This window comes from Clavibacter phaseoli (assembly GCF_021922925.1).
Taxonomy (GTDB): domain Bacteria; phylum Actinomycetota; class Actinomycetes; order Actinomycetales; family Microbacteriaceae; genus Clavibacter; species Clavibacter phaseoli.
In genome coordinates this window covers 640607-664156 of sequence record NZ_CP040786.1, presented here as the reverse complement: position 1 = coordinate 664156, position 23550 = coordinate 640607, and the positions used below count along the sequence as shown (strand labels likewise).

The following is a 23550-nucleotide window of genomic DNA, read 5'->3' as shown; positions in this document are numbered from 1 at the left end:
GCGGTGGAGCGCGGCTCGTGCCTCAGCGGGCCGAGGTGATCCGGAGACCCATGCTGTCGACCCGGTCCGCGAGCACCGCGCTCCGGGACCACTCCCCCTGCAGCCGAGCGAGCAACGCGTCGAGCGCCGGGCGGTCGAGGCCGTCGACGAGCTCCAGCTCGATCGTCAGCTCCGGGCCCTCGAGGCGCGCGCGCGGATCGCCCGGCGCGGTGCTCAGCGCCACGACCGCCGGCTCCTCGACGACGCTCGCCTCCAGCGCCGCGACGACCTCGGGATCCTCGGGGCTCGGGATCCACGGCAGCGACCGCGCGACCGCCCAGACGGCGGGCCGGCGCAGCACGAACTCGGTGTCCGACATCGGGTCGACGACCACGAGGTCGGTCTCCTCGCTCGCGGCGGCCAGCGCCACGCGGACGGCGTCGGCGGGCACCGGCCGGGCCTTCGCGTTCCACCTGCCCATCGCGGCGACGGACGTGAAGACCGGCATCACGGTGCGCCCGTCGGGTCCGGCCACCGTGATGATCGACAGCTCGGCGCTCTTGTCGGCCTTCAGCCCGTGGGCTCCCTCGCCCTCCTCGCCGAGGCGCGCCACGAGCGGGATCAGCAGGCGCGCGTCGCGGAGCGCGTCCACCACCACGGCTGGGCCGACCTCACCGCGACCGTGGCGTGCGAGCGCGTCGGCGAGGGCGGGCGGCGCGGAGCCGTCGTCGTCCGGGAAGGGCGTGGGCTCGAACGACCGGCCGGCCCAGGGCGTCCCGGCCGAGTCGGCGTGCGGAGCGGATCCGGTCATCGATCCCCGGCGACGTCGAGCGCCTCGCCGAGCGTGAAGGCGCCGGCGTACAGGGCCTTGCCGACGATGGCCCCCTCGAGGCCGAGCGGGACGAGCTCGCGGAGCGCCTGGATGTCGTCGAGGCTCGACACCCCGCCGGAGGCGACGACCGGGCGCTCGGTGCGCTCGAGGACGTCGCGGAGGAGCTGGAGGTTCGGGCCCTGGAGCGTGCCGTCCTTGGTGACGTCGGTGACGACGTAGCGCGCGCATCCGGCGTCCTCGAGCCGCTCGAGCACCTCCCAGATGTCGCCGCCGTCCTGGGTCCAGCCGCGCGCAGAGAGCGTGCGCCCCCGGACGTCGAGCCCGACCGCCACGGCCTCGCCGTGCTGCGCGATGACGCTGGCGGCCCACTCGGGGTTCTCCAGCGCAGCCGTGCCCAGGTTGATGCGCGTCGCGCCGCTCTCCAGCGCCACGTCGAGCGACCGGTCGTCGCGGATGCCGCCGGACAGCTCGATCTGCACGCCGTCGATGGCGCGGATCACGCGGGAGATGACCGACAGGTTGTCGCCCCGGCCGAACGCGGCGTCGAGGTCGACGAGGTGCAGCCACTCGGCGCCCTGCTCGGCCCAGTCCCGGGCCGCGTCGACGGGATCGCCGTAGCCGGTCTCGGTGCCGGCCGCGCCCTGCGTGAGGCGGACGGCCTGGCCGCCCGCCACGTCGACGGCGGGCAGGAGGGTCAGGCGGGGGGTGCTGGTGAACTCGCTCATGGGGCCTTCCATCGTTCGGGCGTTCGGGCGGGGCCGTCGGCGACGGCGGATGCGGATGCGGGCGTCAGGCGGCGCGGAGGGTGCCGAGCCAGTTCGCGAGCAGCCGGATCCCGGCCGCCCCCGACTTCTCGGGGTGGAACTGCGTGGCGGTGAGGGGGCCGTTCTCGACCGCGGCGACGAAGCGCTCGCCGTGCGTCGCCCACGTCACGCGGGGCGCCGGCAGCGGCGGGAGCGGGTCGATGCCCCACGTGCGCGCGGCGTAGGAGTGCACGAAGTAGAAGCGCTCGTCCTCGAGGCCCGCGAACAGCGCGGACCCCTCGGGCACCTCGACGGTGTTCCAGCCCATGTGCGGCAGCACGTCCGACTCGATGCGGTCGACCGTGCCCGGCCACTCCCCCAGGCCCGCGACGTCGACGTCGCGCTCGACGCCGCGGTCGAACATGACCTGCATGCCCACGCAGATGCCGAGCACCGGGCGGCCGCCGGCGAGGCGGCGGTCGACGACGCGGTCGCCGCCGGCCGCCCGCAACGCGGTCATGACGGCCGAGAACGCGCCGACGCCGGGGACGAGGAGCCCGTCGGCCTCGTGCGCCCGCTTCGGGTCGCCCGTCAGCTCGACGTCCGCGCCGGCCAGCTCGAGCGCCTTGACCGCGGAGTGGACGTTGCCGCTCCCGTAGTCGAGGACGACGACGGAGGGCCGCGTCACAGCGCGCCCTTGGTGGACGGGATGCCGGAGACGCGCGGGTCGAGCTCCTTGGCGAGGCGGAACGCGCGCGCGAAGGACTTGAACTCCGCCTCGGCGATGTGGTGCGGGTCGCGCCCGCCGAGCACGGTGACGTGCACGGTCAGGCCGGCGTGGAAGGTGATGGCCTCGAAGACGTGGCGGACCATGGATCCGGTGAAGTGACCGCCGATGAGGTGCATCTCGAAGCCGGCGGGCTCGCCCGAGTGCACGAGGAACGGACGGCCGGAGATGTCGACGACCGACTGCACCAGGGCCTCGTCGAGCGGGACGAGCGCGTCGCCGAAGCGGGCGATGCCGGACTTGTCGCCGAGCGCCTCGCGGATGGCCTGCCCGAGCACGATCCCCACGTCCTCCACGGTGTGGTGCACGTCGATGTGCGTGTCGCCCGTGGCGGTGACCTTCAGGTCGGTGAGCGAGTGCTTCGCGAACGCGGTGAGCATGTGATCGTAGAACGGGACCGAGGTGCTGATCTCGGAGGCACCGGTGCCGTCGAGGTCGAGCTGGAGGTCGATGCGGGACTCGCTGGTCTGCCGCGTGACGTGCGCGGTGCGCGCGAGGGTGCTCATGGGTCCCATGCTACCGATCGCATCCCGTCGTACCGCCGCGCTCCCGGCCGCCACCGGGAGCGACGACGGACCCCGTGCGCGCTCGCCGCGCAGACGCGGCGGCGCGGGTTCAGTGGGCGTACTGGGCGGGGACGGCGAGCTGCTGGCCGGCCGCGACATCCGACGAGGGGAGGCGGTTGAGGTCGACGACCGACGCGATGACGTCGCGCGGGTCGGCCGACGGCGCGATCTCCTCGGCGAGGTCCCAGAGGGACTCGCCGCTCGACACGGTGACGTACTCGAACGCGGTGCCCGACGCGTCCTTCGACGCGACGGCCGCGCCGCCGTTGAGGGCGACGAGCCCGGCGCCGAGCGCGAGCGGGGTCGCGACGAGCGCGGTGAGGACGACGCGGCCCCGGCGCGTGATGCGCAGGCGCGTGCGGGGCGCGACGGCGGCCTCCGCGACGGGTGCGACGGCGGAGGCGGTGGTTCCGGGGGTGGTGGCTGCGGTGTTCATGGTGACCTCTCGTGCGAGACGGTGGGGCGTCGGCGCGACGCGCTCGGCGGTGCAGTGCGGTACGGCATGCGATGCGGGTCGGGCAGCTCGCACCCGGCTCTCGGCCGGGAGAGCCGGGTGCGAAGCTGTGTTCCGAACATACATTCGAAACCAGCCCTCCGCAAGCCCTCATCGCCTCGATCCGGCCCCCAGGCGCGCGACACGCTCGAACAGGTGTTTGTACGAGGTGCCCCGGCTGGATACAGTTTCGAGTGCCTGGTGTCCATTCCACCGGGCACCACCGACATCGCCCCCGCGAGGGCGTCGGCCCGCCGGGTCGACCGCCCCGCGGCGGCGTCGGCGACGAGAGGCGGGCCGTGGCATGACGGACGAGCGAGCGGCGGGAGGCGGCGCGACGAGGCGCCGCAAGAGCCTCAGCGACAAGCAGATCTCGATCCTGGAGTTCATCCAGCGCACCATCGCCGGCCAGGGCTACCCGCCGAGCATGCGCGAGATCGGCGACGCCGTGGGCCTCGCGTCGCTCTCGAGCGTCACCCACCAGCTCAACCAGCTCGAGCTCTCCGGCTACCTCCGTCGCGACCCGAACCGGCCGCGCGCCCTCGAGGTGCTCATCGACCTGCCGGGCACCGGCGCCGCGGAGAGCGGAGAGCCGTCGACGCCCGTGGGCGACGCCGCCATGGTGCCCATGGTCGGCCGCATCGCCGCCGGCATCCCCATCACCGCGGAGCAGATGGTCGAGGAGGTCTTCCCCCTCCCCCGCCAGCTCGTCGGCAAGGGCGACCTCTTCATGCTCCGCGTCGTCGGCGACTCCATGATCGACGCGGCGATCTGCGACGGCGACTGGGTGGTCGTCCGCCAGCAGAAGACCGCGGAGAACGGCGACATCGTCGCCGCCATGCTCGACGACGAGGCGACGGTCAAGGTGTTCCGCCAGCGCGACGGCCACACGTGGCTGCTCCCCCGCAACAGCGCCTTCGAGCCGATCCTCGGCGACTTCGCCGAGGTCGTCGGCAAGGTCGTGGCGGTCATGCGCTCGGTCTGATCCCCGCGCACGACGCACGAGAGCGGCCGGTCCCCCAGTGGGCCGGCCGCTCTCGTGCGCGCGGTGCGCGGTGGTGCGGCGCGGATCAGACCGCGGGGACCACCGAGTACGCCTGGACCTGCGCCTGCTGCTCGGCCGTCACGAGCGCGCGCACGCGCGTGCCCTCCTCGACGTACGCGGTCTCGAGGACCTTCGCCCCGTCGTGGAGCATCGCGACGATCTCGCCGTGCTCGAAGGGCACCAGGAGGTCGACCTCGATGGTCGGCTGCGGGAGCAGCTCCGCGATGCGGCGACGCAGCTCCTCGACGCCCTCGCCCGTGCGGGCCGACACGAAGACGCCCTGCGGGGCGAGGCCGCGCAGGACCACGCGGTCGCCGTCCGAGGCGAGGTCGCTCTTGTTGAACACGACGATCTCCGGGATGGACGAGGCGTCCACCTCCGCGATGACCTCGTGCACGGTCGCGAGCTGCGCCGCGGGATCCGGGTGCGAGGCGTCGACGACGTGCACGAGCACGTCGGAGTCGGCGAGCTCCTCCAGCGTCGAGCGGAACGCCTCGACCAGCTGGTGCGGCAGGTTCCGCACGAAGCCGACGGTGTCGGCCAGCGTGTAGAGCTGGCCCTGATCCGTCTCCGTCTTTCGCACGGTCGCGTCGAGCGTCGCGAACAGCGCGTTCTCGACGAGCACGCCCGCCTTCGTCACCCGATTGAGCAGCGACGACTTCCCGGCGTTGGTGTAGCCGACGATCGCGACCGAGGGCACCGAGTGCCGGTCGCGGTTGGCGCGCTTGGTGTCGCGGGCGGGCTTCATCGCGGCGATCTGCTTGCGGAGGCGCGCCATGCGCGTGTTGATGCGCCGGCGGTCGAGCTCGATCTTCGTCTCACCGGGTCCGCGCGATCCCATGCCCGCGCCCGCGCCGCCGACCTGGCCACCCGCCTGGCGCGACATCGAGTCGCCCCATCCGCGGAGGCGCGGGAGGAGGTACTGCAGCTGGGCGAGCTCGACCTGCGCCTTGCCCTCGCGGCTCTTGGCGTGCTGGCTGAAGATGTCGAGGATCACGGCGGTGCGGTCGATGACCTTCACCTTCACCACGTCCTCGAGCGCGCGCCGCTGGCTCGGGGCGAGCTCGGTGTCGGCGATGACGGTGTCTGCGCCGACCGCCGCGACCAGCGCGCGCAGCTCCTCGGCCTTGCCGCGGCCGAAGTAGGTGCTCGGATCCGGCGTGGGGCGGCGCTGCAGCAGGCCGTCGAGGACGACCGCGCCCGCGGTCTCCGCGAGGGCCGCGAGCTCGCGCATGCTGTTCTCGGCGTCGTCGACGGACCCCTGCGAGTACACGCCGATGAGCACGACGTTCTCGAGTCGCAGCTGCCGGTACTCGACCTCGGTGACGTCCTCGAGCTCGGTGGAGAGGCCGGGGACGCGGCGCAGCGCCTGCCGGTCGGCGCGCTCGCTCTGGTCGCCGTCCGAGCCCTGCTCGGTGTCGGGGGCCGCGGACAGCGCCTGCGCGCCGGACCCGCGGAAGAGGGCGTAGCCGGCGGACCGGTCATCCGCCCGGGCGAGGACGCGCGCGACGACGTCGTCCCGGTCGGTGTTCTCGGTGGACGTCGTCGTCGTGTCCGCGGGCTCGTGGTCGTGCTCGTCGTGCGTGATCATGTGCTCCCATCGTAGCGTCGGCGTCCGGTATCGTCCCGGTATGGCCGACGCGCACTACTTCTCCTCGTCGCCGGCCGGACCCCTGCGCACCCGCACGATCACGGTCGAGCTGGGCGGACGGACGGTCGACGTCGAGACCGCCGGCGGTGTCTTCAGCCCCGAGCACGTCGACCAGGGCACCCTGGTGCTGCTGCGCAACGTCCCCGCGCCCCCTGCCGAGGGGCATCTGCTGGACGTGGGCTGCGGCTGGGGTCCCGTGGCGCTCGATCTCGCGATGCGATCGCCGTCGGCCACCGTGTGGGCGGTCGACGTGAACGAGCGGGCGCTCGAGCTGACGCGGGCGAACGCCCGGTCCCTCGGTCTCGAGAACCTCAACGCCGTGCTGCCCGAGGATGTTCCCGCCGGCCTCCCCTTCGCCACCGTGTGGTCGAACCCGCCGATCCGCGTCGGCAAGGAGGCGCTGCACGGGATCCTGCTCGACTGGATGCCCCGCCTCGCGCCGGACGCGGACGCCTGGCTCGTCGTGCAGCGCAACCTCGGATCCGACTCGCTGCAGCGCTGGCTGGTCGACTCCCTGCCCGCGGGCCTCGAGACGACGCGCGCGGCGTCCGACAAGGGCTTCCGGGTCCTCCGCGTGCACCGCGGCGCGGACTCCTAGGCCATCCTCCGCCGCCGGTCGCCGCGTCCCGGGGTGGGACGAGCGGATCAGGCCAGCGCCACGACCCCGTCGAACACCAGCTCAGCGGGACCCGAGAGGCCGACGTGCTCGCCGTCCTCGGTCGGGAACATCCGCACGCCGAGCACGCCGCCCGGGACCTGCACGCGCCACTGGTGCGGTGCGGCAGCACCCGCCCAGTGCCGCGTCGCGAGGGCCGCGGCCGCGGCGCCCGTGCCGCAGCTCAGCGTCTCGCCGCTGCCGCGCTCGTGGACGCGCATGGTGATGTGGCCCACGCCGTCCACGACGAGCGGATCCGCGGGCACCACGAGCTCGACGTTCGCGCCGTCGGCGGGCTCCGGATCCAGCTGCGGGACGAAGGCGAGGTCCGCCTCAGCGAGCTCGTCCTCGCTCGACAGCGCGACCACCACGTGCGGGTTGCCCACGTCGATGCCGAGGCCCGGACGCGCGACCTGCAGGTCCTTGGCGCGCACGAGCGGCTCGCCGCCCGCCAGCGCCCAGCGGCCGAGGTCGACCTGGAAGCCGGATCCGCTGCGCTGCACGTCCCGGACGCCGGCGCGGGTGCCGATCGGGATCGTGCGGCCAGGGGGCAGCTCGATGAGCCCGTTCTCGATGAGGAAGAGGGTGAAGACGCGGATGCCGTTCCCGCACATCTCGGCGGGGCTGCCGTCGACGTTGCGGTAGTCCATGAACCACTCGGCGTCCGGGTCTTCGTCGAGGGCCGCGCGGCCCTCGGGGATGCGGCTGGAGAGCACCGCGCGGATCGTGCCGTCGGCGCCGATGCCGAAGTGGCGGTCGCAGAGCGCCTGCACCTGGGTGTCGGTCAGGTCGATCTCGCCCGCGGGATCCGCGAACAGCACGAAGTCGTTGCCCGTGCCCTGGCCCTTGGTGAACTGCAGGTCTGCCATCCCGCCAGCCTACGGGCGCGTCGCCGGAAGAGCGTCGAGCGCGTGCTCGAGCAGGCGGTCGTCGCGGGCGTCGAGCCGGACGGCGTCCGCGTAGCGGCCGAACCACGAGACCTGGCGTCGCGCGTACCGTCGGGTGAGCGCGCGGGTCTCCTCCACCGCCTGCTCCTCGGTCAGCTCCCCCGCGAGCTGCCTGGCCGCCTGCGCGTAGCCGATGGCACGGGAGGCGGTGACGCCGTCGGCGAGCCCGGCGGGCAACAGCCCCGCGACCTCGTCCACGAGCCCGTCCTCCCACATGCCGGACACGCGGGCGTCGAGCCGCGGCACGAGCTCCTCGCGCGGCAGCGTGAGCGCCAGGATCCGCGCGGGATGCCACGGCTGCGGCTCGGCGGACGCGCGCTCCGGCTGCGGGCCCGCCATCTCGACGACCTCCAGCGCCCGCACGAGGCGCCTCCCGTTCTGCGCGCCGATCCGCTCGGCCGCGACCGGATCGAGGTCGCGGAGGCGCCGGTGCAGCATGCCCGGGCCGGTCGCCGCGAGCTCCTGCTCGAGGCGCTGCCGGATCTCGGGATCGGTCCCGGGGAAGTCGTAGTCGAAGAGCACCGACGAGACGTAGAGGCCGGATCCGCCGACGAGGACCGGGACCGCCCCGCGCTCGAGGATCCCGCTGATCACCCCGCGCGCCTCCTCCTGGTAGGCGGCGACGGTCGCCTCCGCGGTCACGTCGAGGACGTCGAGCATGTGGTGCGGCACGCCGCGCCGCTCGGCCTCGGGCAGCTTCGCCGTGCCGATGTCCATGCCCCGGTAGAGCTGCATGGCGTCCGCGTTGACGATCTCCGCCGCGCGGCCCTCGGACCGCAGCCGGTCCGCGATGTCGAGGGACAGGGCGGACTTGCCGGTGCCGGTGGCGCCGACGACCGCGACGATCGGGGTCACGCGCGGTGTCGCGGGTGCGCGGATCCGTCGCCGGCCGCCGTGGGCACGCGGAGCGAGGGCAGCCCGAGCGAGACGCGCGGCGCCCCGCCGGCGCTTGATCCCGCGCCCGCCTGCGGCGTCGGCACGCCGCAGGAGTCGGCCTGCGCGCGCTCCCACGCGTCGCCGGCGCGGGTGCGGCGGATGCGCAGCGGAGCGCCGTCCGCCGAGTCCGCGATGAGGTGGAACGGCGCCGCGCGGGTGATCTCGACCTCGACCGCGTCGCCGGGGCGCGGCTCGCCGCTTCCCTCCGGGACGTCGAGGTGGACGAGGCGGCCGTCCTGCGCACGCCCGGTGACCCGGCGGGTGTCGCCGTCCTTCCGGCCCTCGTGCGCGCTCACCAGCACCTCGACCGTGCGGCCGACCACGCGCTGGTTCTCTTCGTGGCTGATGCGCTCCTGCAGCGCGGTGAGGCGCCCGTACCGCTCCTTCACGACGTCGGCGGGCACCTGCTCCTCCATCGTCGCGGCGGGAGTCCCCGGGCGGATGGAGTACTGGAACGTGAACGCGGACGAGAAGCGGGCCGCCTCGACGACGCGGAGGGTCTCTCGGAAGTCCTCCTCCGTCTCGCCGGGGAACCCGACGATGATGTCGGTCGTGATGGCCGCGTCGGGGATGCGCGTGCGCACCCGGTCGAGGATCCCGAGGAAGCGCTCGGACCGGTAGGAGCGGCGCATGGCCTTGAGGATCCGGTCGGATCCCGACTGCAGCGGCATGTGCAGCTGCGGCATGACCGCCGGCGTCTCGGCCATCGCGTCGATGACGTCGTCCGTGAAGGCGGCCGGGTGGGGGCTCGTGAAGCGGATGCGCTCCAGCCCCTCGATGGCGCCGGCGGCCCGCAGCAGCTTCCCGAACGCCTGCCGGTCGCCGAACTCGACGCCGTAGGAGTTGACGTTCTGGCCGAGCAGCGTGACCTCGACCGCGCCGTCGTCGACGAGGGCCTGGATCTCGGCGAGGATGTCCCCCGGCCGTCGGTCCTTCTCCTTGCCGCGGAGGGCCGGCACGATGCAGAACGTGCAGGTGTTGTTGCAGCCGACGGAGATGGACACCCATCCGCTCGCGATCTCGTCGCGCTTGGTGGGCAGCGTGGACGGGAAGGTCTCGAGGCTCTCGAGGATCTCGAGCTGCGCCTCGCCGTTGTGCCGTGCGCGCTCGAGCAGCGTCGGCAGCGCGCCCATGTTGTGCGTGCCGAAGACGACGTCGACCCATGGCGCCCTCTCGAGGACGGTCGCGCGGTCCTTCTGCGCGAGGCACCCGCCGACGGCGATCTGCATGCCCTCGTGCCGGCGCTTGACCCCGGCGAGGTGCCCGAGGTTGCCGTAGAGCTTGTTGTCCGCGTTCTCGCGGACCGCGCACGTGTTGATGACGACGATGTCCGCCTCGGCGCCCTCGGCCGAGACGTACCCGGCGGCCTCGAGCGAGCCAGTGAGCCGCTCCGAGTCGTGGACGTTCATCTGGCAGCCGTAGGTGCGGACCTCGTACGTCCGGGGCCGGTCGGCTGCGGGCGGGGCGACGCGGACGTGCTCGGCGACGGTGCTCATGATGAATCGATCCTACGTGCGGGGACGCCTCGCGCCACCCGGCCGTCCGCTCAGCGGAAGCGCACGCGGGACGAGCCGCGCCGGGTGGCGAGCGCCGCCTTGGCCGCGTCGCGCACGAGGCCGCCCCCGTAGCCGCGACGCATGAGGAAGGACGTGAGACGGCGCTCGGCCGTCTCGTCGTCGTAGGACGAGAGCTGCCCCACCCGCTTCATGGCGACCTCGGTGGCGCGTGCGAGCTCGTCGTCCGGCTGCTCGGCCATGGCCTCCTCGATGACGAGCGGGTCGAGCTTGCGGCGGCGCATCTCCATCTCGACCGACCGACGGCCGAGCCCCTTGCGATCCAGGTGCGTGTGCAGGATCTGCTCCGCCAGCGCGGCCTCGTCGATGTACTGCAGGGACACGTAGCGGGCGAGCGTCTCCTCCGCGATGTCCGGGTCGATCTCCGCGCCGTCGAGCACCTCGCGGGCCTCGGCGAGGGAGAGCCCGCGACCGCGCAGCCGGTTGGCGAGGACGTTGTCCGCCCGCCGCCGCTGGCGCTCGGGCGTGCGCTCGGCGGCGCGCTCCTCCTCGGCCTCCGCCTCGCGGCGCTCGTCCTCGACGCGGTCCTCCTCGAGGCGGATCATGTCCTGCCGGTACGCCTCGTCCTGCTCCGCCTTGGCGCGCGCGAGCTCGGCACGCTCCTGCTCGGCGCGCCATGCGGCCGGGGTCGAGTCGTCCGCGGTGTCGGCCTCGGCCGGTGCCGTCTCCGGGAACGCGCCGACCACGTCGCCGGACGCTCGCGCCGCTGCCTGGGCCTCGGCCTCCGCGAGGACGCGCCGCGCCTCCGCGATGCGCTCCTGCGCGGCGAGGGCACGGCCCGCCTCCGACTCGTCCACCGCCGCGCCGATCGTGACGATGCCGTCCACCTCCGTGACCGACCGGCCTCGCGCGGGGTGCGTCGGCTCGACCCGGCGCGCGGGCGGCTCCTCGACGGGCGCCGGGGGCTCGACGAGCGGACGAGCCGCTGCACGACGCGAACGCCGGTCGGCGAGGGAGGCGACGGGGGCGATCTCGTCGGGCCCGGGGCCCGTGCCCTGCTCGCCCTCGGAGGGGAATCTGACCATGGTGCTTCCGTCCTCAGGAGGCCCGTCGGCGGATCACGCGCTGCGTGGCCCGCCGACGGGTCCGGTGTCGTGCGGGGGCGGGGTGCGTCGTGGGACGCACCCCGCCGAGTGGGCGCCGGGTCAGGCGCTCTTGCGTGCGGACGCCTTGGGCGCCGCCGCGGCGACGGGAGCCGGGGCGGCCTCGGCCGCAGCGGCCGCGTCGGCGTTCGGGTCCTTCACCAGGCCGAGCTTGACCTTGATCTTCTGCTCGATCTCGGCGGCGATCTCCGGGTTGTTCAGGAGGTGCTTGCGCGAGTTCTCCTTGCCCTGGCCGAGCTGGTCGCCGTCGTAGGTGTACCAGGCGCCCGACTTGCGGACGATCTCGTGCTCGACGCCGAAGTCGATGAGGCTGCCCTCGCGGGAGATGCCGGTGCCGTAGAGGATGTCGAACTCCGCCTGCTTGAAGGGCGGCGCCATCTTGTTCTTGACGACCTTGACGCGCGTGCGGTTGCCGACCGCGTCGGTGCCGTCCTTCAGCGTCTCGATGCGGCGGATGTCGAGGCGGACCGACGCGTAGAACTTCAGCGCCTTGCCACCCGCGGTGGTCTCCGGGCTGCCGAAGAACACGCCGATCTTCTCGCGCAGCTGGTTGATGAAGATCATGGTGGTCTGCGTCTGGTTGAGCCCGCCGGTGAGCTTGCGGAGCGCCTGCGACATGAGGCGCGCCTGGAGTCCCACGTGGGAGTCGCCCATCTCGCCCTCGATCTCCGCGCGCGGCACGAGGGCGGCGACGGAGTCGATGACGACGAGGTCGATGGATCCGGAGCGCACGAGCATGTCGGCGATCTCGAGGGCCTGCTCGCCCGTGTCGGGCTGGGAGACGAGGAGCGCGTCGATGTCGACGCCGAGCTTCTTCGCGTACTCCGGGTCGAGCGCGTGCTCCGCGTCGATGAAGGCCGCGATGCCGCCGGCGCGCTGCGCGTTGGCGATGGCGTGCAGCGTCAGCGTGGTCTTTCCCGAGGACTCCGGGCCGTAGATCTCGACGATGCGGCCACGCGGGAGCCCGCCGATGCCGAGGGCCACGTCCAGCGCGACGGACCCGGTGGGGATGACGGCGACGGGCGCGCGCTCGTCGCTGCCCAGTCGCATGACCGAGCCCTTGCCGAACTGCCGGTCGATCTGCGCGAGCGCGGTCTCGAGGGACTTCTCGCGGTCTGCCGATGATGCCATGGGGTGCTCCTCGTGTCGAAGGTGGGTTGCCTGCAGGCTGTCGCTCCGCTCCCGCTGGCCGCGGGGTCCGGTGCCGACAAGGCGACGGGTGATCTCCGCGAGGTGCACGTTATGCGGCGCCGCCGACATCGCTGCCGGAGGGGCCGGACCTGTGCAGTCCGCGCTTCGAATCGCTCCTGTGGGGAGACTACGCGCGTTCGAAGGGATATTCGAACGACGCGCCGCGTGTCGTCAGCGGATCCGGAGCGCGTCGGGGGACGGAGGGCGTCAGACGCGCGGCTCGGGGACCCCGGCGCCGTTCCAGCGCGAGCGCGGCACGTCCTGGGCGCGGCAGAGGGCGAGCCAGACGTCGCGGGCGGGCGTGCCGTCCTTGAGCGCCTGCGCGGACGTGCGCCCGCCGAGCTCGCCGAGCACGAGGTCCGCGACGAGCACCGGCCCGTAGCCGGCGCCGAACTCGTCGGAGACGGCCCGCTGGAACTCGCTCAATCGCATGCCGACCACGCTACCCGCTGCCGCCTGGACGACGACGCCCCGCCCGTCGCGAGGACGGGCGGGGCGGGAGGTCGTGGGGAGGGTCAGCGCGCGACGAGGTCGCTGTCGAATCCGGCGACGAGGTCGTCCGGGATGGTGTCGGGGATGGGGTTGAGGCCCTCGATGACGGCGAGGCGGTCGCCGACCTCGCGCATGATGACGGAGATGGGGGTGTCGAGCGCGTCGGCGACGGACGCGAGGATCTCGCTCGACGCCTCCTTCTGGCCCCGCTCGACCTCGCTGAGGTAGCCGAGCGCGACGCTGGCCTTGCTGGCGACCTGGCGGAGCGTGCGCCCCTTCTGCAGGCGGAAGTCCCGAAGGACGTCGCCGATCTCCTGACGGACTAGAACCACGGGAGCCTCCTCGTTGCGCCTGGTGCCTGATCGAACCGGAGGTCCGGGGCTGATGGGTGAGCATCTGGCCGAGGACTCAGGCTAAGCAGGGGCACTGGGCGTTGCTTGTGAACGTGATTACGACAACGCGGGAGCCGCATCAGATGTTCCCGGCGGGCTCGAGCGCCTCGACGAGGGCCGCGAGCGCCGCGTGGACGACGCCCGCGCGGACCGCCTGGCGGTCCCCGTCGAGGTGCAGCGCGATGGCGCGCGAGTCGCCGTCGATGGACAGGCCGACGAAGGCCGTGCCGGGTCGCTGCCCGTCCTGCGGGTCCGGACCCGCGGCTCCCGTCGTGGAGACGCCGACGTCCGCGGGGCGCCCGTCGATCGCGCACGCCTGGCGCACGCCGCGCGCCATCTGCCGGGCGACGTCGGGGTGGACGGCGCCGTGGACCGCCAGGATCGAGGACTCGACCCCGAGGATCGTGCGCTTGAGGGCCGTGTCGTAGGAGACGATGCCGCCGAGGAGCGCCCGCGAGGCGCCGGGCACGCCGACGAGGGCCGCGGTGAGCAGGCCGCCCGTCAGGGACTCCGCGACGGCGATGCGTCGGCCGCTCACCACGAGGGCGGCGATGACGCGCTCGGCGAGCCGCTCGTCGGTGACCTCGTGGTCGGGGCTCACGAGGCGCGCCCCGCCCGCAGCGCCTGGCGCATGTAGTCGAGGCCGGAGAGCACGGTGAGGACGAACGCGATCGACATGAGGACCGTGTTCACGACGTGCATGCCGTCGCCCACCACGTCCCACAGCGGGAGCAGCGCCACGCTGATGGCGACCGCCTGCGCCACGGTCTTCAGCTTGCCCCCGCGGGAGGCCGCGACGACGCGGTCGCGGAGCACGGCGAACCGGTAGGCCGTGATGCCGAGCTCGCGCACGAGGATCACGATCGTCACCCACCACGGCAGCTCGCCGAGCACCGACAGCATGACGAGCGCGGCGCCGGTGAGCACCTTGTCGGCGATGGGGTCGAGGAGCTTGCCGAGGTCGGTCACGAGGTTGCGACTGCGGGCGATGTGCCCGTCGACCCCGTCGGTCGCGATCGCGAGGACGAAGAGCGCCGCGGCCGCGTAGCGGAGCGGGCCGTCGGCGCCGTCGTCCGCCACGAGCAGGACGACGAAGACGGGGGCGAGCAGGATCCGCACGATCGTCAGGACGTTGGCGACGTTCCAGGGGCTCGCCGGGGAGTCGCCCGCGCGCCAGACGCGCGCCGCCCCGGTGCCAGTCGCGCCCGATGCGCTCCGCTCGGCCACGGTCAGTCCCTCCCCGTGAGGCCCCAGGCGTCGTCGTCGCCCTCGGCCTCCACCTGCTCGTACGCGTCCAGGTCCTTGTGCAGCGGATCCGACGGGTAGCGGTTCCCGTCGTCCGGCTCGGCGGCGGCCGGAGCGGCAGCAGCAGGCGCGGCGGCCGCGGGCGCCGCGGCCGGCGTCTCCCCGCGCAGCGTCGCGAGCACGCCGGGGAGCTGCTCGGCGGAGACGAGCACGTCGCGGGCCTTGGACCCTTCGGAGGGGCCCACGATCTCGCGCGCCTCGAGCAGGTCCATGAGCCGGCCGGCCTTGGCGAAGCCGACGCGCAGCTTCCGCTGGAGCATCGACGTGGATCCGAACTGCGTGCTGACGACGAGCTCCGCGGCCGCGAGCAGCACCTCGAGGTCGTCGCCGATGTCCGCGTCGATCTCCTTCTTCTCGGCGGCCACCGCGACGTCCTGCCGGTAGTCGGGACGCGCCTGGCGCGTCACGTGCTCGACGACCTTCGCGATCTCGGCCTCCTGCACCCACGCGCCCTGCACGCGGACGGCCTTGTTCGCGCCCATGGGGAGGAAGAGGCCGTCGCCCTGGCCGATGAGCTTGTCGGCGCCGGGCTGGTCGAGGATCACGCGGGAGTCGGTCATGCTCGACACCGCGAACGCGAGGCGCGACGGCACGTTGGCCTTGATGAGGCCGGTGACGACGTCGACCGACGGACGCTGCGTCGCGAGGACCAGGTGGATGCCGGCGGCGCGCGCCAGCTGCGTGATGCGGACGATCGAGTCCTCGACGTCGCGCGGCGCGACCATCATGAGGTCGGCGAGCTCGTCGACTACGACGAGGAGGTAGGGGTACGGGCGGAGCGTCCGCTCGCTGCCCTCGGGGAGCACGATGGACCCGCTCGTGACGGCCTTGTTGAAGTCGTCGATGTGGCGGAAGCCGAAGCTGGCGAGGTCGTCGTACCTCATGTCCATCTCCTTCACCACCCACTGCAGCGCCTCGGCCGCCTTCTTCGGGTTGGTGATGATCGGCGTGATGAGGTGCGGGACGCCCGCGTAGATGGTGAGCTCGACGCGCTTCGGGTCGATGAGCACCATGCGGACGTCGCTCGGCTTCGCGCGCATGAGGAGCGACGTGATCATGGAGTTGACGAAGCTCGACTTGCCGGAGCCCGTGGATCCCGCGACCAGGAGGTGGGGCATCTTCGCGAGGTTGGCGATGACGTAGCCGCCCTCGACGTCCTTGCCCACGCCGATGGTCATCGGGTGGGCGCTGTTGGTCGCGGCCGACGAGCGGAGCACGTCGCCGAGGGAGACGATCTCGCGGTCGGTGTTCGGGATCTCCACGCCGATGGCGCTGCGGCCGGGGATGGGCGAGAGGATGCGGACCTCGTTGGAGGCGACCGCGTAGCTGATGTTCTTCGCGAGCGCCGTGACGCGCTCCACCTTGACGCCGGGCGCGAGCTCCAGCTCGTAGCGCGTGACCGTCGGGCCGCGCGAGAAGCCGGTGACCGTGGCGTCGACCTGGAAGTTGGTGAGCACCTCGGTGAGCGCGCGCACCACCTCGTCGTTGACGGACGAGCGCGACTTGGCGGGCGTGCCGGGCGAGAGGGTGCTCGCCGCCGGCAGGCGGTACGGCGCCTGCGGGGCGTCCGACTCCCCGGAGACGACCGCCGCGTCGGAGCCGTCGTCCTCGAAGCCGGGGAGGACCGCGGGCTCGTCGTCGTCGCGGATGCCGGTGGGGTGCACGGGGACCGAGGGCAGGATCGCGGTGGCCGTGGCGTCGACGGGCGGGTCGAGGTCGATGCGGCGGGTCGCGGCCTCGTCGCCCGCGAAGGCGCCGGGCTCGGGGCGGGTCGCGTCGGGATCCACCGTGCGGTCGATGACGGTCGTGGGCGCCTCGGCGGCGGCGCGGCCGGTCGTGTCGTCGCGGTCGTCCCGGGCGTCGGAGCCGGCGTGCGGCGCGAGGACCGGGCTGTCGAACGCGGGGGCGTCCTCGCGCTGGCTGCGGTTGCGGCGCCACCACGGGAGGCTGTCGGTGTCGACCGGGCCGTCGTCGTCCAGCCCCTCGAGCTCCACCTGCTCGGTGGCCTGCGCCTTCCGGGCGGCGCGCTCGGCGGCACGCTGCTCCTCGTCGACGGGCGGCGCGCCGAAGAGGTAGGAGTACAGCTCGCGCAGGCGCATGCCGACGCGGTTCGGCGGCGTGCGGGTGATGATGAAGAGGGAGAGCAGGAGCAGGATCCCCGCCACGATCCCCGCGCCGACGGGCGTGATGAGGAGCGCGAGCGGGGCCGCGAGCACCCAGCCGAGGACGCCGCCGGCGCGGGCCAGCGCGAGCATGCCGTCGCGCGGATCCGGCGCGCCGTTGAACAGGTGGCAGAGCGCGGCGATGGAGACGAGGAACAGCGTCACGCCCACGCCGATGCGGCCGTTGTCGCTGACCGACGAGGGGTGGCGGAAGAGCCAGAGCGCGAGCAGCACCATGACGATGGGCAGCGCGAACGCCACCCGGCCGAAGAGGCCGCCGAACGTGTACGCGTCGAAGGCCATGGCCACGTCGTTGAGCGGGTTGAACCACTCGACGACGACGCCGGCGATCGCGAGCACCACGAGGAGGAAGGGGATGCCGTCGCGACGCTCCTCCTTCGCGAGCTTCTCCGGGCCGAGCGCGCGGAACAATGCGCCGGTGGCGTGGGCGAGGCCCATCCACGCGGCGACGAGCGGCCCCCGGCGCTCCGCCTGGACGGGGTAGGCGACGGTCTGCTGCTTCGTCTCGGCGGCACGCCCCTTGCGCGGGGGCGTGGCGCGCGGCGCGCCCGAGGAGGTCTTCCCGGCGCGGCTGGTCGACCTGGTGCTCGTAGCCATGCGACCCACGTTATCCCGCGCCGCCGTCGCGGGCGGTCCGCCGGGCCGGGCGGGACGCTCCCCGCCCGGCCCCGGCATCAGTACCGGATCGCGTCGATGACCGACACGCGCACCGCGACGAGGGCCGGCAGCAGGCCCGCGATCGCCCCGACGGCGAGCGAGGCGCCGAGCCCGAGGAGCGCCGCCGAGAGCGGGAACGGCGGGAACTCGGTGACGCCCGAGGCGACGAACGAGAGGATCCACGGGTTCTTGACGATCGCCACCGCGGCCATGACGCCGACGACGCCCGCGGCGACCGTGGCCACGATGCTCTCCATCATCACGGCGAAGAACACCCGGCCCGCGCTCGCGCCGAAGCTGCGCCGCACGCCGATCTCGCGGATCCGCTGCTTCACCGTCACGAGCGAGATGTTCACGAGGCCGAGCGCGCCGAGCAGGAGCACGAGGCCGGCCACTCCCCCGACGAGGATCTTGAGCGACAGCAGCGGGTCGTAGTCGTACGTGCCGTAGTCGTTCCGGCTCACGTTGGCCTGCACGCCGTCGGGAGCGGACGCCGCGACGTCCGACTGGATGACCGCGGTGAGCCCGTCCGACTCCGCCTCGGGCACCCACAGCTCCATCTGCGGCTGCATGGCGGTGAGCGCCTCCTGGCCGAGGACGCGCTCGGCGGTGGAGGACAGGACGAACATCGACGGCCCCTCCTCCGCGTACTGGTCCGGGACGGCGCCGACGATCACGGCCGTGCTGTCGCCCTGATCCCCCTGCAGCACGACCGTGGGGTGCGTCGCGACCTCGGGCGAGCCGATGCTCGCGAGGAACGCGCGGTTCACGACGAGGGCGGGGGCGAGGAGGTCGGCGTCGCGGTCGGCGAACCAGCGCCCCTCGGTCACGTCGACGCGGCGCATCTGGCCGTAGTCGGGATCCACCACGGTCGCGTAGACCTGCACGGTGCCGCCGGGGAGCTCCACGCGCAGCGGCGCGGATCCGATGACGGTCGACCACGTGATGCCGTACCGGTCGGCGATGTCGGCGAGGAGCGCGCGCTGGTCCTCGTACGGCATGCCGGTGCCGGTCTCGGAGTACATCGAGACGGACAGCGACGCGGGACGCCCCGACTGCCGCTCCATCTGCTCGGTCTGGGACTGCTGCACGACCGCGCCGAGGCCGACGACGGAGGTGATGGCGGCGACGGCGACCGCGACGCCGATGAGGGAGAGGAGGACGCGCGTGCGATGGATCCGCAGCTCCGCCCAGGCCTCGACGACCGCGCCGACGAGGCCGGTGCCCGTGCGGGCGAGCCAGCCGCTCACGCGAGCACCTCCCGGGTGAGGGCCTCGGCCGGCGCGAGCACGCCCGCCTCCAGACGGTGGTGCCGGTCGGCGCGCGCGGCGACCGTCGGGTCGTGCGTGATGGTGACGAGCGCCGCGCCGGACGCGTGCGCGACCTCGGCGAGGAGGGTCATGACGGTCGCGCCGGTCTCGATGTCGAGGGCGCCGGTCGGCTCGTCGGCGAGGATCAGCCTCGGCGAGCGCACGAGCGCCCGGGCGATCGCGACGCGCTGCTGCTCGCCGCCGGACATGGTCTCCGGCATGGAGTCGACCCGGTGGCCGAGGCCGACCCGCTCGAGCATGTCGGCCGCGATCGACGCTCGGCGCCAGAACGTCCGGCCGGTCGAGTAGAGCAGCGGCGTCATCACGTTCTCGCGGGCCGTGCGGCCCTGCAGGAGGTTGAACTGCTGGAAGATGAAGCCGATGTCGCCGCCGCGGGCCCGGTCCCGCCGGGATCCCGAGACGCGCGCCATGGGCACGTCGTCGAGGTGGACCTCGCCCGTGGTCGGGGTGTCGAGCAGGCCGAGGATGTTGAGCAGCGTCGACTTGCCGGATCCGGAGCGGCCCACGATCGAGACGTGGTCGCCCACGGACACGTCGAGGTCGACGCCGTGCAGGATCGTCAGCGGCTCGTCGTCCGGCCGCGGCACCGTGCGCGTCACCTGCTCGAGGCGGATGAGGCTCATCCGCCGTACCCGCCCTGCATCAGCATCGCGTCGTCCTCGGGGGCGGGCGCCCCGGGCACGAACTCGAGCACCATGTCGCCCTCGGCGAGGCCCGACGTGATCTGCACGACCTTCCCGTCGCTGATCCCGAGGCCGACCGCGCGCTCCTCCGGCTCGCCGCCGTCGGAGGCGATCCACACGTTGCCCGTGTCGGCGAGGCCCTCGACGGCGGTGGTCGGGAGCGTCAGGACGTCGGGCGCCTCGCCCGCGGGGATCGTGATGTCGGCCGCGAGACCCGGGAAGACGCGCGTCCCGGCGGGGACGGCGCAGGAGACGGTGGCGCCGGTGGAGGCCGACTCGGTGCCGCCGGTGGATCCGGCGCCGGTGCCGCCCGTCGCGCCCGCGCCCTCGCCGGAGGACGCCGCCTGCTGCCCGATGCGCAGGTCGGAGCACTCGAAGGGCGCGGGGCCCGAGGTGATGGCGACCGTGGCGGCCGTCGGCTGCGTGACGAGCCGGTACTGCTCCTCGGCGGTCAGCGCGGCCGTCGCGCGGAAGGTGGGCGGCGCGATGCGGCCGACCGCGTCGCCCACGGCGACCTCCTGGCCGACCAGCACGCCGAGCTCCGCGAGCGACCCCGCGGCGGAGGCGATGACCGTCTCGGTGACGACCTTGGGCTTCGGCTGCGTGACCGTCCCGTCCGCCGCGACCACCGGATCCACCGGCGTCTCCTGGCGGATGACGAGGATCGGGTCGCCCGCCTGGAGCGTGGCGCCCTGCCCCGCGACGATCTTCGAGACCTTCCCCTGCAGCGTCGCCTTGACGGCCACGTCGGGATCCGGCTGGATGCTGCCCTTCACCGTCACGTCGTTGACCACGGTCGCGATGGACGCGGGCACCTGCGACACGACGACCGAGCCGGTCGGCACCTCCGCGGTCTCCTCCGTCGTGGTGCCGAAGAACGCCATGCGCACGAGCGCCACGGCGATCGCGGCGAGCACGACGAGCCTCGTGATCGGGAGGATCCATCTCCGCCAGACGCCCATGGCCGCTCCTTCCCCGGCGGTCCCCAGCGGCCCGTCCGGTCGCCTCCGACGCTAGGGGCGGCGGCGCGCGCGGCGCTTCGTCCACGGGGATGACATGCCCACCCCCGTCCGGGGGTCTCGCGGACGAGCGCGGACGGCACGCGCGACGGAGGGGGCGGGGTCTCCCCCGCCCCCTCCGGACGCGCTGCGCGCCGGCACCCGCCGGCCGACGGCCTAGGCCTCGATGACCACCGGGATGATCATCGGGCGGCGGCGGTGCGACGAGTTGACCCATCGGCCGACCGTGCGGCGCACGACCTGGGAGTACGCGTGCGTGTCGCGCGTGCCGTTGGCCGCGGCCTCCGCGAGCGCCTTGACGACGAGCGGCTTGACGCTGTCGAACACCTTGCTGTCCTCGGCGAAGCCGCGCGCCTCGATCTCCGGGCCGACGATGACCTTGCCGGTCTGCGGCTCGACGACCGCGAAGATCGTGACGAAGCCCTCCTCGGAGAGGATGCGGCGGTCCTTGAGGTCGGCGTCGGTGATCTCGCCCACGGTCGACCCGTCGACGTACACGTAGCCGACGTCGAGCTGGCCCGTGACGCGCACGTGCCCGTCCTTCATGTCGAGGACGGTGCCGTCCTCCGCGAGGAACGTGTTGCGCTCCGGCACGCCGGTCTGGATCGCCAGCTGCTGGTTCGCGACCAGGTGGCGGTACTCGCCGTGCACCGGCAGGACGTTGCGCGGCTTGAGGATGTTGTAGCAGTAGAGCAGCTCGCCCGCGGCCGCGTGGCCCGAGACGTGGACCTTCGCGTTGGCCTTGTGCACCACGTTCGCGCCGAGCTTCGTGAGCCCGTTGATCACGCGGTAGACGGCGTTCTCGTTGCCCGGGATGAGGCTCGACGCGAGGATGACGGTGTCGTCCTGCCCGATCTCGATCTGGTGCTCGAGGTTGGCCATCCGGCTGAGCACCGCCATCGGCTCGCCCTGCGAGCCCGTGCTCATGTAGACGATCTCGTGGTCCGGCAGGTTGACGGCCTTCTTGGAGTCGATGAGGACCCCGTCCGGCACCTTGAGGTAGCCGAGGTCGGCCGCGATGGTCATGTTGCGGATCATGGAGCGGCCGATGAACGCGACGCGGCGGCCGTTCGCGTGCGCCGCGTCGAGCACCTGCTGCACGCGGTGCACGTGGCTGGAGAAGCTCGCGACGATGACGCGGCGCGGCGCCTTCGAGATGACGGCCTCGAGCACCGGGCCGATCGAGCGCTCGGTGGGCGTGAAGCCGGGCACGTCGGCGTTGGTGGAGTCCGACATGAAGAGGTCGATGCCGGCCTCGCCGAGGCGCGCGAAGGCGCGGAGGTCGGTGATCCGGTCGTCGAGCGGCAGCTGGTCCATCTTGAAGTCGCCGGTGTGCAGCACGCGGCCGGCCTCGGTCGTGATGGCGACGGCCAGCGCGTCCGGGATGGAGTGGTTGACGGCGACGAACTCGAGCTCGAACGGCCCGAGGCGCTCGCGGTCGCCCTCCTTCACCTGGAACGTGTACGGCGTGATCCGGTGCTCCTTGAGCTTCGCCTCGATGAGGGCGAGCGTGAGGCCGGAGCCGATCAGCGGGATGTCCCGCTTGAGCTTGAGGAGGTACGGCACCGCGCCGATGTGGTCCTCGTGGCCGTGCGTGAGCACGACGCCGACGACGTCGTCCAGGCGGTCCGCGATGGAGGAGAAGTCGGGGAGGATCAGGTCGACGCCCGGCTGGTGCTCCTCGGGGAAGAGCACGCCGCAGTCGACGACGAGGATCTTGCCGTCGATCTCGAACGTGGTCATGTTGCGGCCGATCTCGCCGAGGCCGCCGATGGGCGTGATGCGCAGCGTGCCGGGCTTGAGCTCGGGCGGGTCGTAGACGCCGTGGGGCATGGGACTCCTCTGATGACGGTGCGGCCGATGCGGCCGGCGGGGATGCTCGGGGCGCGCGTCAGCGCGTGGTGCCGGCGACCTGGGGCAGCGCTCCGCCTGCGGCGGCGTTGCGGTCGGGGCGGAAGTTGCGGAAGTCGACGCCGGGGACGTCGCGGACGAGGTCGATCTCGTCCTCGATCTGGGCGGCCTCCCACTCCTCCGGCCCCACGAGGGGCAGGCGGACGCGGGGGCTGCCGATGCGGCCGAGGCCGTGGAGGATGTACTTCGCCGCGACCGTGCCGGGCACGTGGGTCATGACCGCGCGGACGAGCGGCTCGAGCTGCTGGTGCGCGTGCGTCGCGGCGGCCAGGTCGCCCGCGTTCACGGCGTCGACCATGGTGCGGTACGGGGTCGCGGTGATGTTGGCGGTGACGCCGATGAGGCCGGTGCCGCCGATCGCGAGGGTCGGCAGCGCGTTCGCGTCGTCGCCCGCGAAGTACATGAGGCCGGTCTGGTTGAGCACGCGGCTGGCCTGCGCGAGGTCGCCCTTGGCGTCCTTCACGGCGAGGATGTTCGGGTGCTTCGCGGCGCGGAGGATCGTCTCGTACTGGATGGGGATGCCCGTGCGGCCGGGGATGTCGTAGAGGATGACCGGGAGGTCGGTCGCGTCCGCGATCATGCGGAAGTGCGTGAGGACGCCGGCCTGCGTGGGCTTGTTGTAGTACGGCGTGACGATCATGTTGCCGTCGGCGCCGGCCTTCTCGCTCTGGCGGGCGAGCTGCATGGCGTGCGCGGTCTCGTTGGATCCGCCGCCCGTGATGATCTTCGCCCGGCCGGCGCTCACGGAGCGGCCGACCTCGACGAGCTTGATCTTCTCCGGGTCGGTCAGCGTGCTGGTCTCGCCCGTGGTGCCCGTGACGACGATGCCGTCCGCGCCGGCGACGATGACGTCGTCCATGTGCTTCTCGACGCCCGCCCAGTCGACCTCGCCATCGGCGGTGAACGGGGTGACGAGCGCCACCAGGACCTGGCCGAACGGGTTCTCTGTGGACACGCGCTCCATCGTAACGGGCGGACCGCCGCCGGGCGGGGGGATCGCGCGTCCGGACGCCCCCGTACGGGGGGATGCGCGACGGCGGGATCGCGAGCAGCCTTCGCACGGGACGACGACGTC

Annotated in this window: 23 protein-coding genes; 2 read left to right on the top strand and 21 right to left on the bottom strand. The window is 73.2% G+C overall.

Annotated features, from left to right (window positions below; all coding sequences use genetic code 11):
• Positions 1-22: 22 nt before the first annotated feature.
• From FGI33_RS03100 to FGI33_RS03080, 5 genes are all read right to left on the bottom strand, one after another.
• Complete coding sequence (locus FGI33_RS03100) at positions 23-790, bottom strand: SseB family protein (protein WP_119434294.1); 768 nt, start codon at positions 788-790, stop codon at positions 23-25.
• Positions 787-1536: a bifunctional 1-(5-phosphoribosyl)-5-((5-phosphoribosylamino)methylideneamino)imidazole-4-carboxamide isomerase/phosphoribosylanthranilate isomerase PriA gene (gene priA, locus FGI33_RS03095; protein ID WP_119401812.1), complete on the bottom strand. Its 750-nt coding sequence runs from the start codon at positions 1534-1536 to the stop codon at positions 787-789. Before priA ends, FGI33_RS03100 begins: the two co-directional genes overlap by 4 nt.
• A 64-nt stretch (positions 1537-1600) precedes the next feature.
• Positions 1601-2242, bottom strand: coding sequence for an imidazole glycerol phosphate synthase subunit HisH (hisH, locus tag FGI33_RS03090; protein ID WP_119434293.1), 642 nt, complete (start codon positions 2240-2242; stop codon positions 1601-1603).
• A complete protein-coding gene (gene hisB / locus FGI33_RS03085; RefSeq protein WP_086514564.1) occupies positions 2239-2847 on the bottom strand; it encodes an imidazoleglycerol-phosphate dehydratase HisB in 609 nt (202 codons plus the stop codon). The genes hisH and hisB overlap by 4 nt, the downstream gene beginning before the upstream one ends.
• 109 nt (positions 2848-2956) lie before the next feature.
• The gene (locus FGI33_RS03080) at positions 2957-3343 is read right to left on the bottom strand and encodes a LysM peptidoglycan-binding domain-containing protein (protein ID WP_237582243.1); all 387 of its coding nucleotides are present in this window, start codon (positions 3341-3343) and stop codon (positions 2957-2959) included.
• A 361-nt stretch (positions 3344-3704) separates the two neighbouring features.
• Between FGI33_RS03080 and lexA the strand changes: the two genes are divergently transcribed.
• The gene (lexA, locus tag FGI33_RS03075) at positions 3705-4385 is read left to right on the top strand and encodes a transcriptional repressor LexA (protein ID WP_086521970.1); all 681 of its coding nucleotides are present in this window, start codon (positions 3705-3707) and stop codon (positions 4383-4385) included.
• An 85-nt stretch (positions 4386-4470) separates the two neighbouring features.
• On the opposite strand, the gene hflX is transcribed toward lexA, so the two are convergent.
• The gene (gene hflX / locus FGI33_RS03070; protein ID WP_119434784.1) at positions 4471-6036 is read right to left on the bottom strand and encodes a GTPase HflX; all 1566 of its coding nucleotides are present in this window, start codon (positions 6034-6036) and stop codon (positions 4471-4473) included.
• Positions 6037-6076: 40 nt separating this feature from the next.
• Here hflX and FGI33_RS03065 point away from each other — a divergent pair, with 40 nt between their 5' ends.
• On the top strand, positions 6077-6694 hold the full coding sequence (locus tag FGI33_RS03065; protein WP_119434785.1) for a class I SAM-dependent methyltransferase: 618 nt from the start codon (positions 6077-6079) through the stop codon (positions 6692-6694).
• 47 nt (positions 6695-6741) lie between these two features.
• Here FGI33_RS03065 and dapF read toward each other — a convergent pair whose 3' ends face one another.
• The 15 genes from dapF to dapA form a co-directional block, all read right to left on the bottom strand.
• Positions 6742-7620 (bottom strand): diaminopimelate epimerase, encoded by an 879-nt coding sequence (dapF, locus tag FGI33_RS03060; RefSeq protein WP_119434786.1) that lies wholly within the window; start codon positions 7618-7620, stop codon positions 6742-6744.
• A gap of 9 nt (positions 7621-7629) precedes the next feature.
• On the bottom strand, positions 7630-8553 hold the full coding sequence (miaA, locus tag FGI33_RS03055) for a tRNA (adenosine(37)-N6)-dimethylallyltransferase MiaA (RefSeq protein ID WP_119434787.1): 924 nt from the start codon (positions 8551-8553) through the stop codon (positions 7630-7632).
• The gene (miaB, locus tag FGI33_RS03050; RefSeq protein ID WP_237582242.1) at positions 8550-10130 is read right to left on the bottom strand and encodes a tRNA (N6-isopentenyl adenosine(37)-C2)-methylthiotransferase MiaB; all 1581 of its coding nucleotides are present in this window, start codon (positions 10128-10130) and stop codon (positions 8550-8552) included. The genes miaA and miaB overlap by 4 nt, the downstream gene beginning before the upstream one ends.
• Before the next feature lie 50 nt (positions 10131-10180).
• Positions 10181-11233: a regulatory protein RecX gene (locus tag FGI33_RS03045; protein ID WP_237582241.1), complete on the bottom strand. Its 1053-nt coding sequence runs from the start codon at positions 11231-11233 to the stop codon at positions 10181-10183.
• 120 nt (positions 11234-11353) lie between these two features.
• Positions 11354-12442: a recombinase RecA gene (recA, locus tag FGI33_RS03040; protein ID WP_119434616.1), complete on the bottom strand. Its 1089-nt coding sequence runs from the start codon at positions 12440-12442 to the stop codon at positions 11354-11356.
• 267 nt (positions 12443-12709) lie between these two features.
• Positions 12710-12934, bottom strand: a complete 225-nt coding sequence (locus tag FGI33_RS03035; protein ID WP_182623297.1) for a DUF3046 domain-containing protein — start codon at positions 12932-12934, stop codon at positions 12710-12712.
• Between the two features lie 83 nt (positions 12935-13017).
• Positions 13018-13326 (bottom strand): helix-turn-helix domain-containing protein, encoded by a 309-nt coding sequence (locus FGI33_RS03030; protein ID WP_012298599.1) that lies wholly within the window; start codon positions 13324-13326, stop codon positions 13018-13020.
• 139 nt (positions 13327-13465) lie between these two features.
• Positions 13466-13987: a CinA family protein gene (locus FGI33_RS03025; protein ID WP_119434618.1), complete on the bottom strand. Its 522-nt coding sequence runs from the start codon at positions 13985-13987 to the stop codon at positions 13466-13468.
• Positions 13984-14613 (bottom strand): CDP-diacylglycerol--glycerol-3-phosphate 3-phosphatidyltransferase, encoded by a 630-nt coding sequence (gene pgsA, locus FGI33_RS03020; protein ID WP_182623298.1) that lies wholly within the window; start codon positions 14611-14613, stop codon positions 13984-13986. Before pgsA ends, FGI33_RS03025 begins: the two co-directional genes overlap by 4 nt.
• A gap of 2 nt (positions 14614-14615) precedes the next feature.
• Entirely contained in the window at positions 14616-17471 is a 2856-nt protein-coding gene (locus tag FGI33_RS03015; RefSeq protein WP_237582240.1) for an FtsK/SpoIIIE family DNA translocase, read from the bottom strand.
• Between the two features lie 77 nt (positions 17472-17548).
• A complete protein-coding gene (locus FGI33_RS03010; RefSeq protein WP_119434214.1) occupies positions 17549-18781 on the bottom strand; it encodes an ABC transporter permease in 1233 nt (410 codons plus the stop codon).
• Positions 18778-19485 (bottom strand): ABC transporter ATP-binding protein, encoded by a 708-nt coding sequence (locus tag FGI33_RS03005; RefSeq protein WP_119401338.1) that lies wholly within the window; start codon positions 19483-19485, stop codon positions 18778-18780. Before FGI33_RS03005 ends, FGI33_RS03010 begins: the two co-directional genes overlap by 4 nt.
• Positions 19482-20507 carry a permuted SH3 domain-containing protein gene (locus FGI33_RS03000; RefSeq protein ID WP_119434215.1) on the bottom strand — a complete coding sequence of 342 codons (1026 nt, stop codon included), beginning with the start codon at positions 20505-20507 and terminating at the stop codon, positions 19482-19484. The genes FGI33_RS03005 and FGI33_RS03000 overlap by 4 nt, the downstream gene beginning before the upstream one ends.
• 213 nt (positions 20508-20720) lie before the next feature.
• The gene (locus tag FGI33_RS02995; RefSeq protein ID WP_119434216.1) at positions 20721-22397 is read right to left on the bottom strand and encodes a ribonuclease J; all 1677 of its coding nucleotides are present in this window, start codon (positions 22395-22397) and stop codon (positions 20721-20723) included.
• A gap of 58 nt (positions 22398-22455) precedes the next feature.
• On the bottom strand, positions 22456-23439 hold the full coding sequence (gene dapA, locus FGI33_RS02990; protein WP_119401335.1) for a 4-hydroxy-tetrahydrodipicolinate synthase: 984 nt from the start codon (positions 23437-23439) through the stop codon (positions 22456-22458).
• Positions 23440-23550 lie beyond the last annotated feature (111 nt).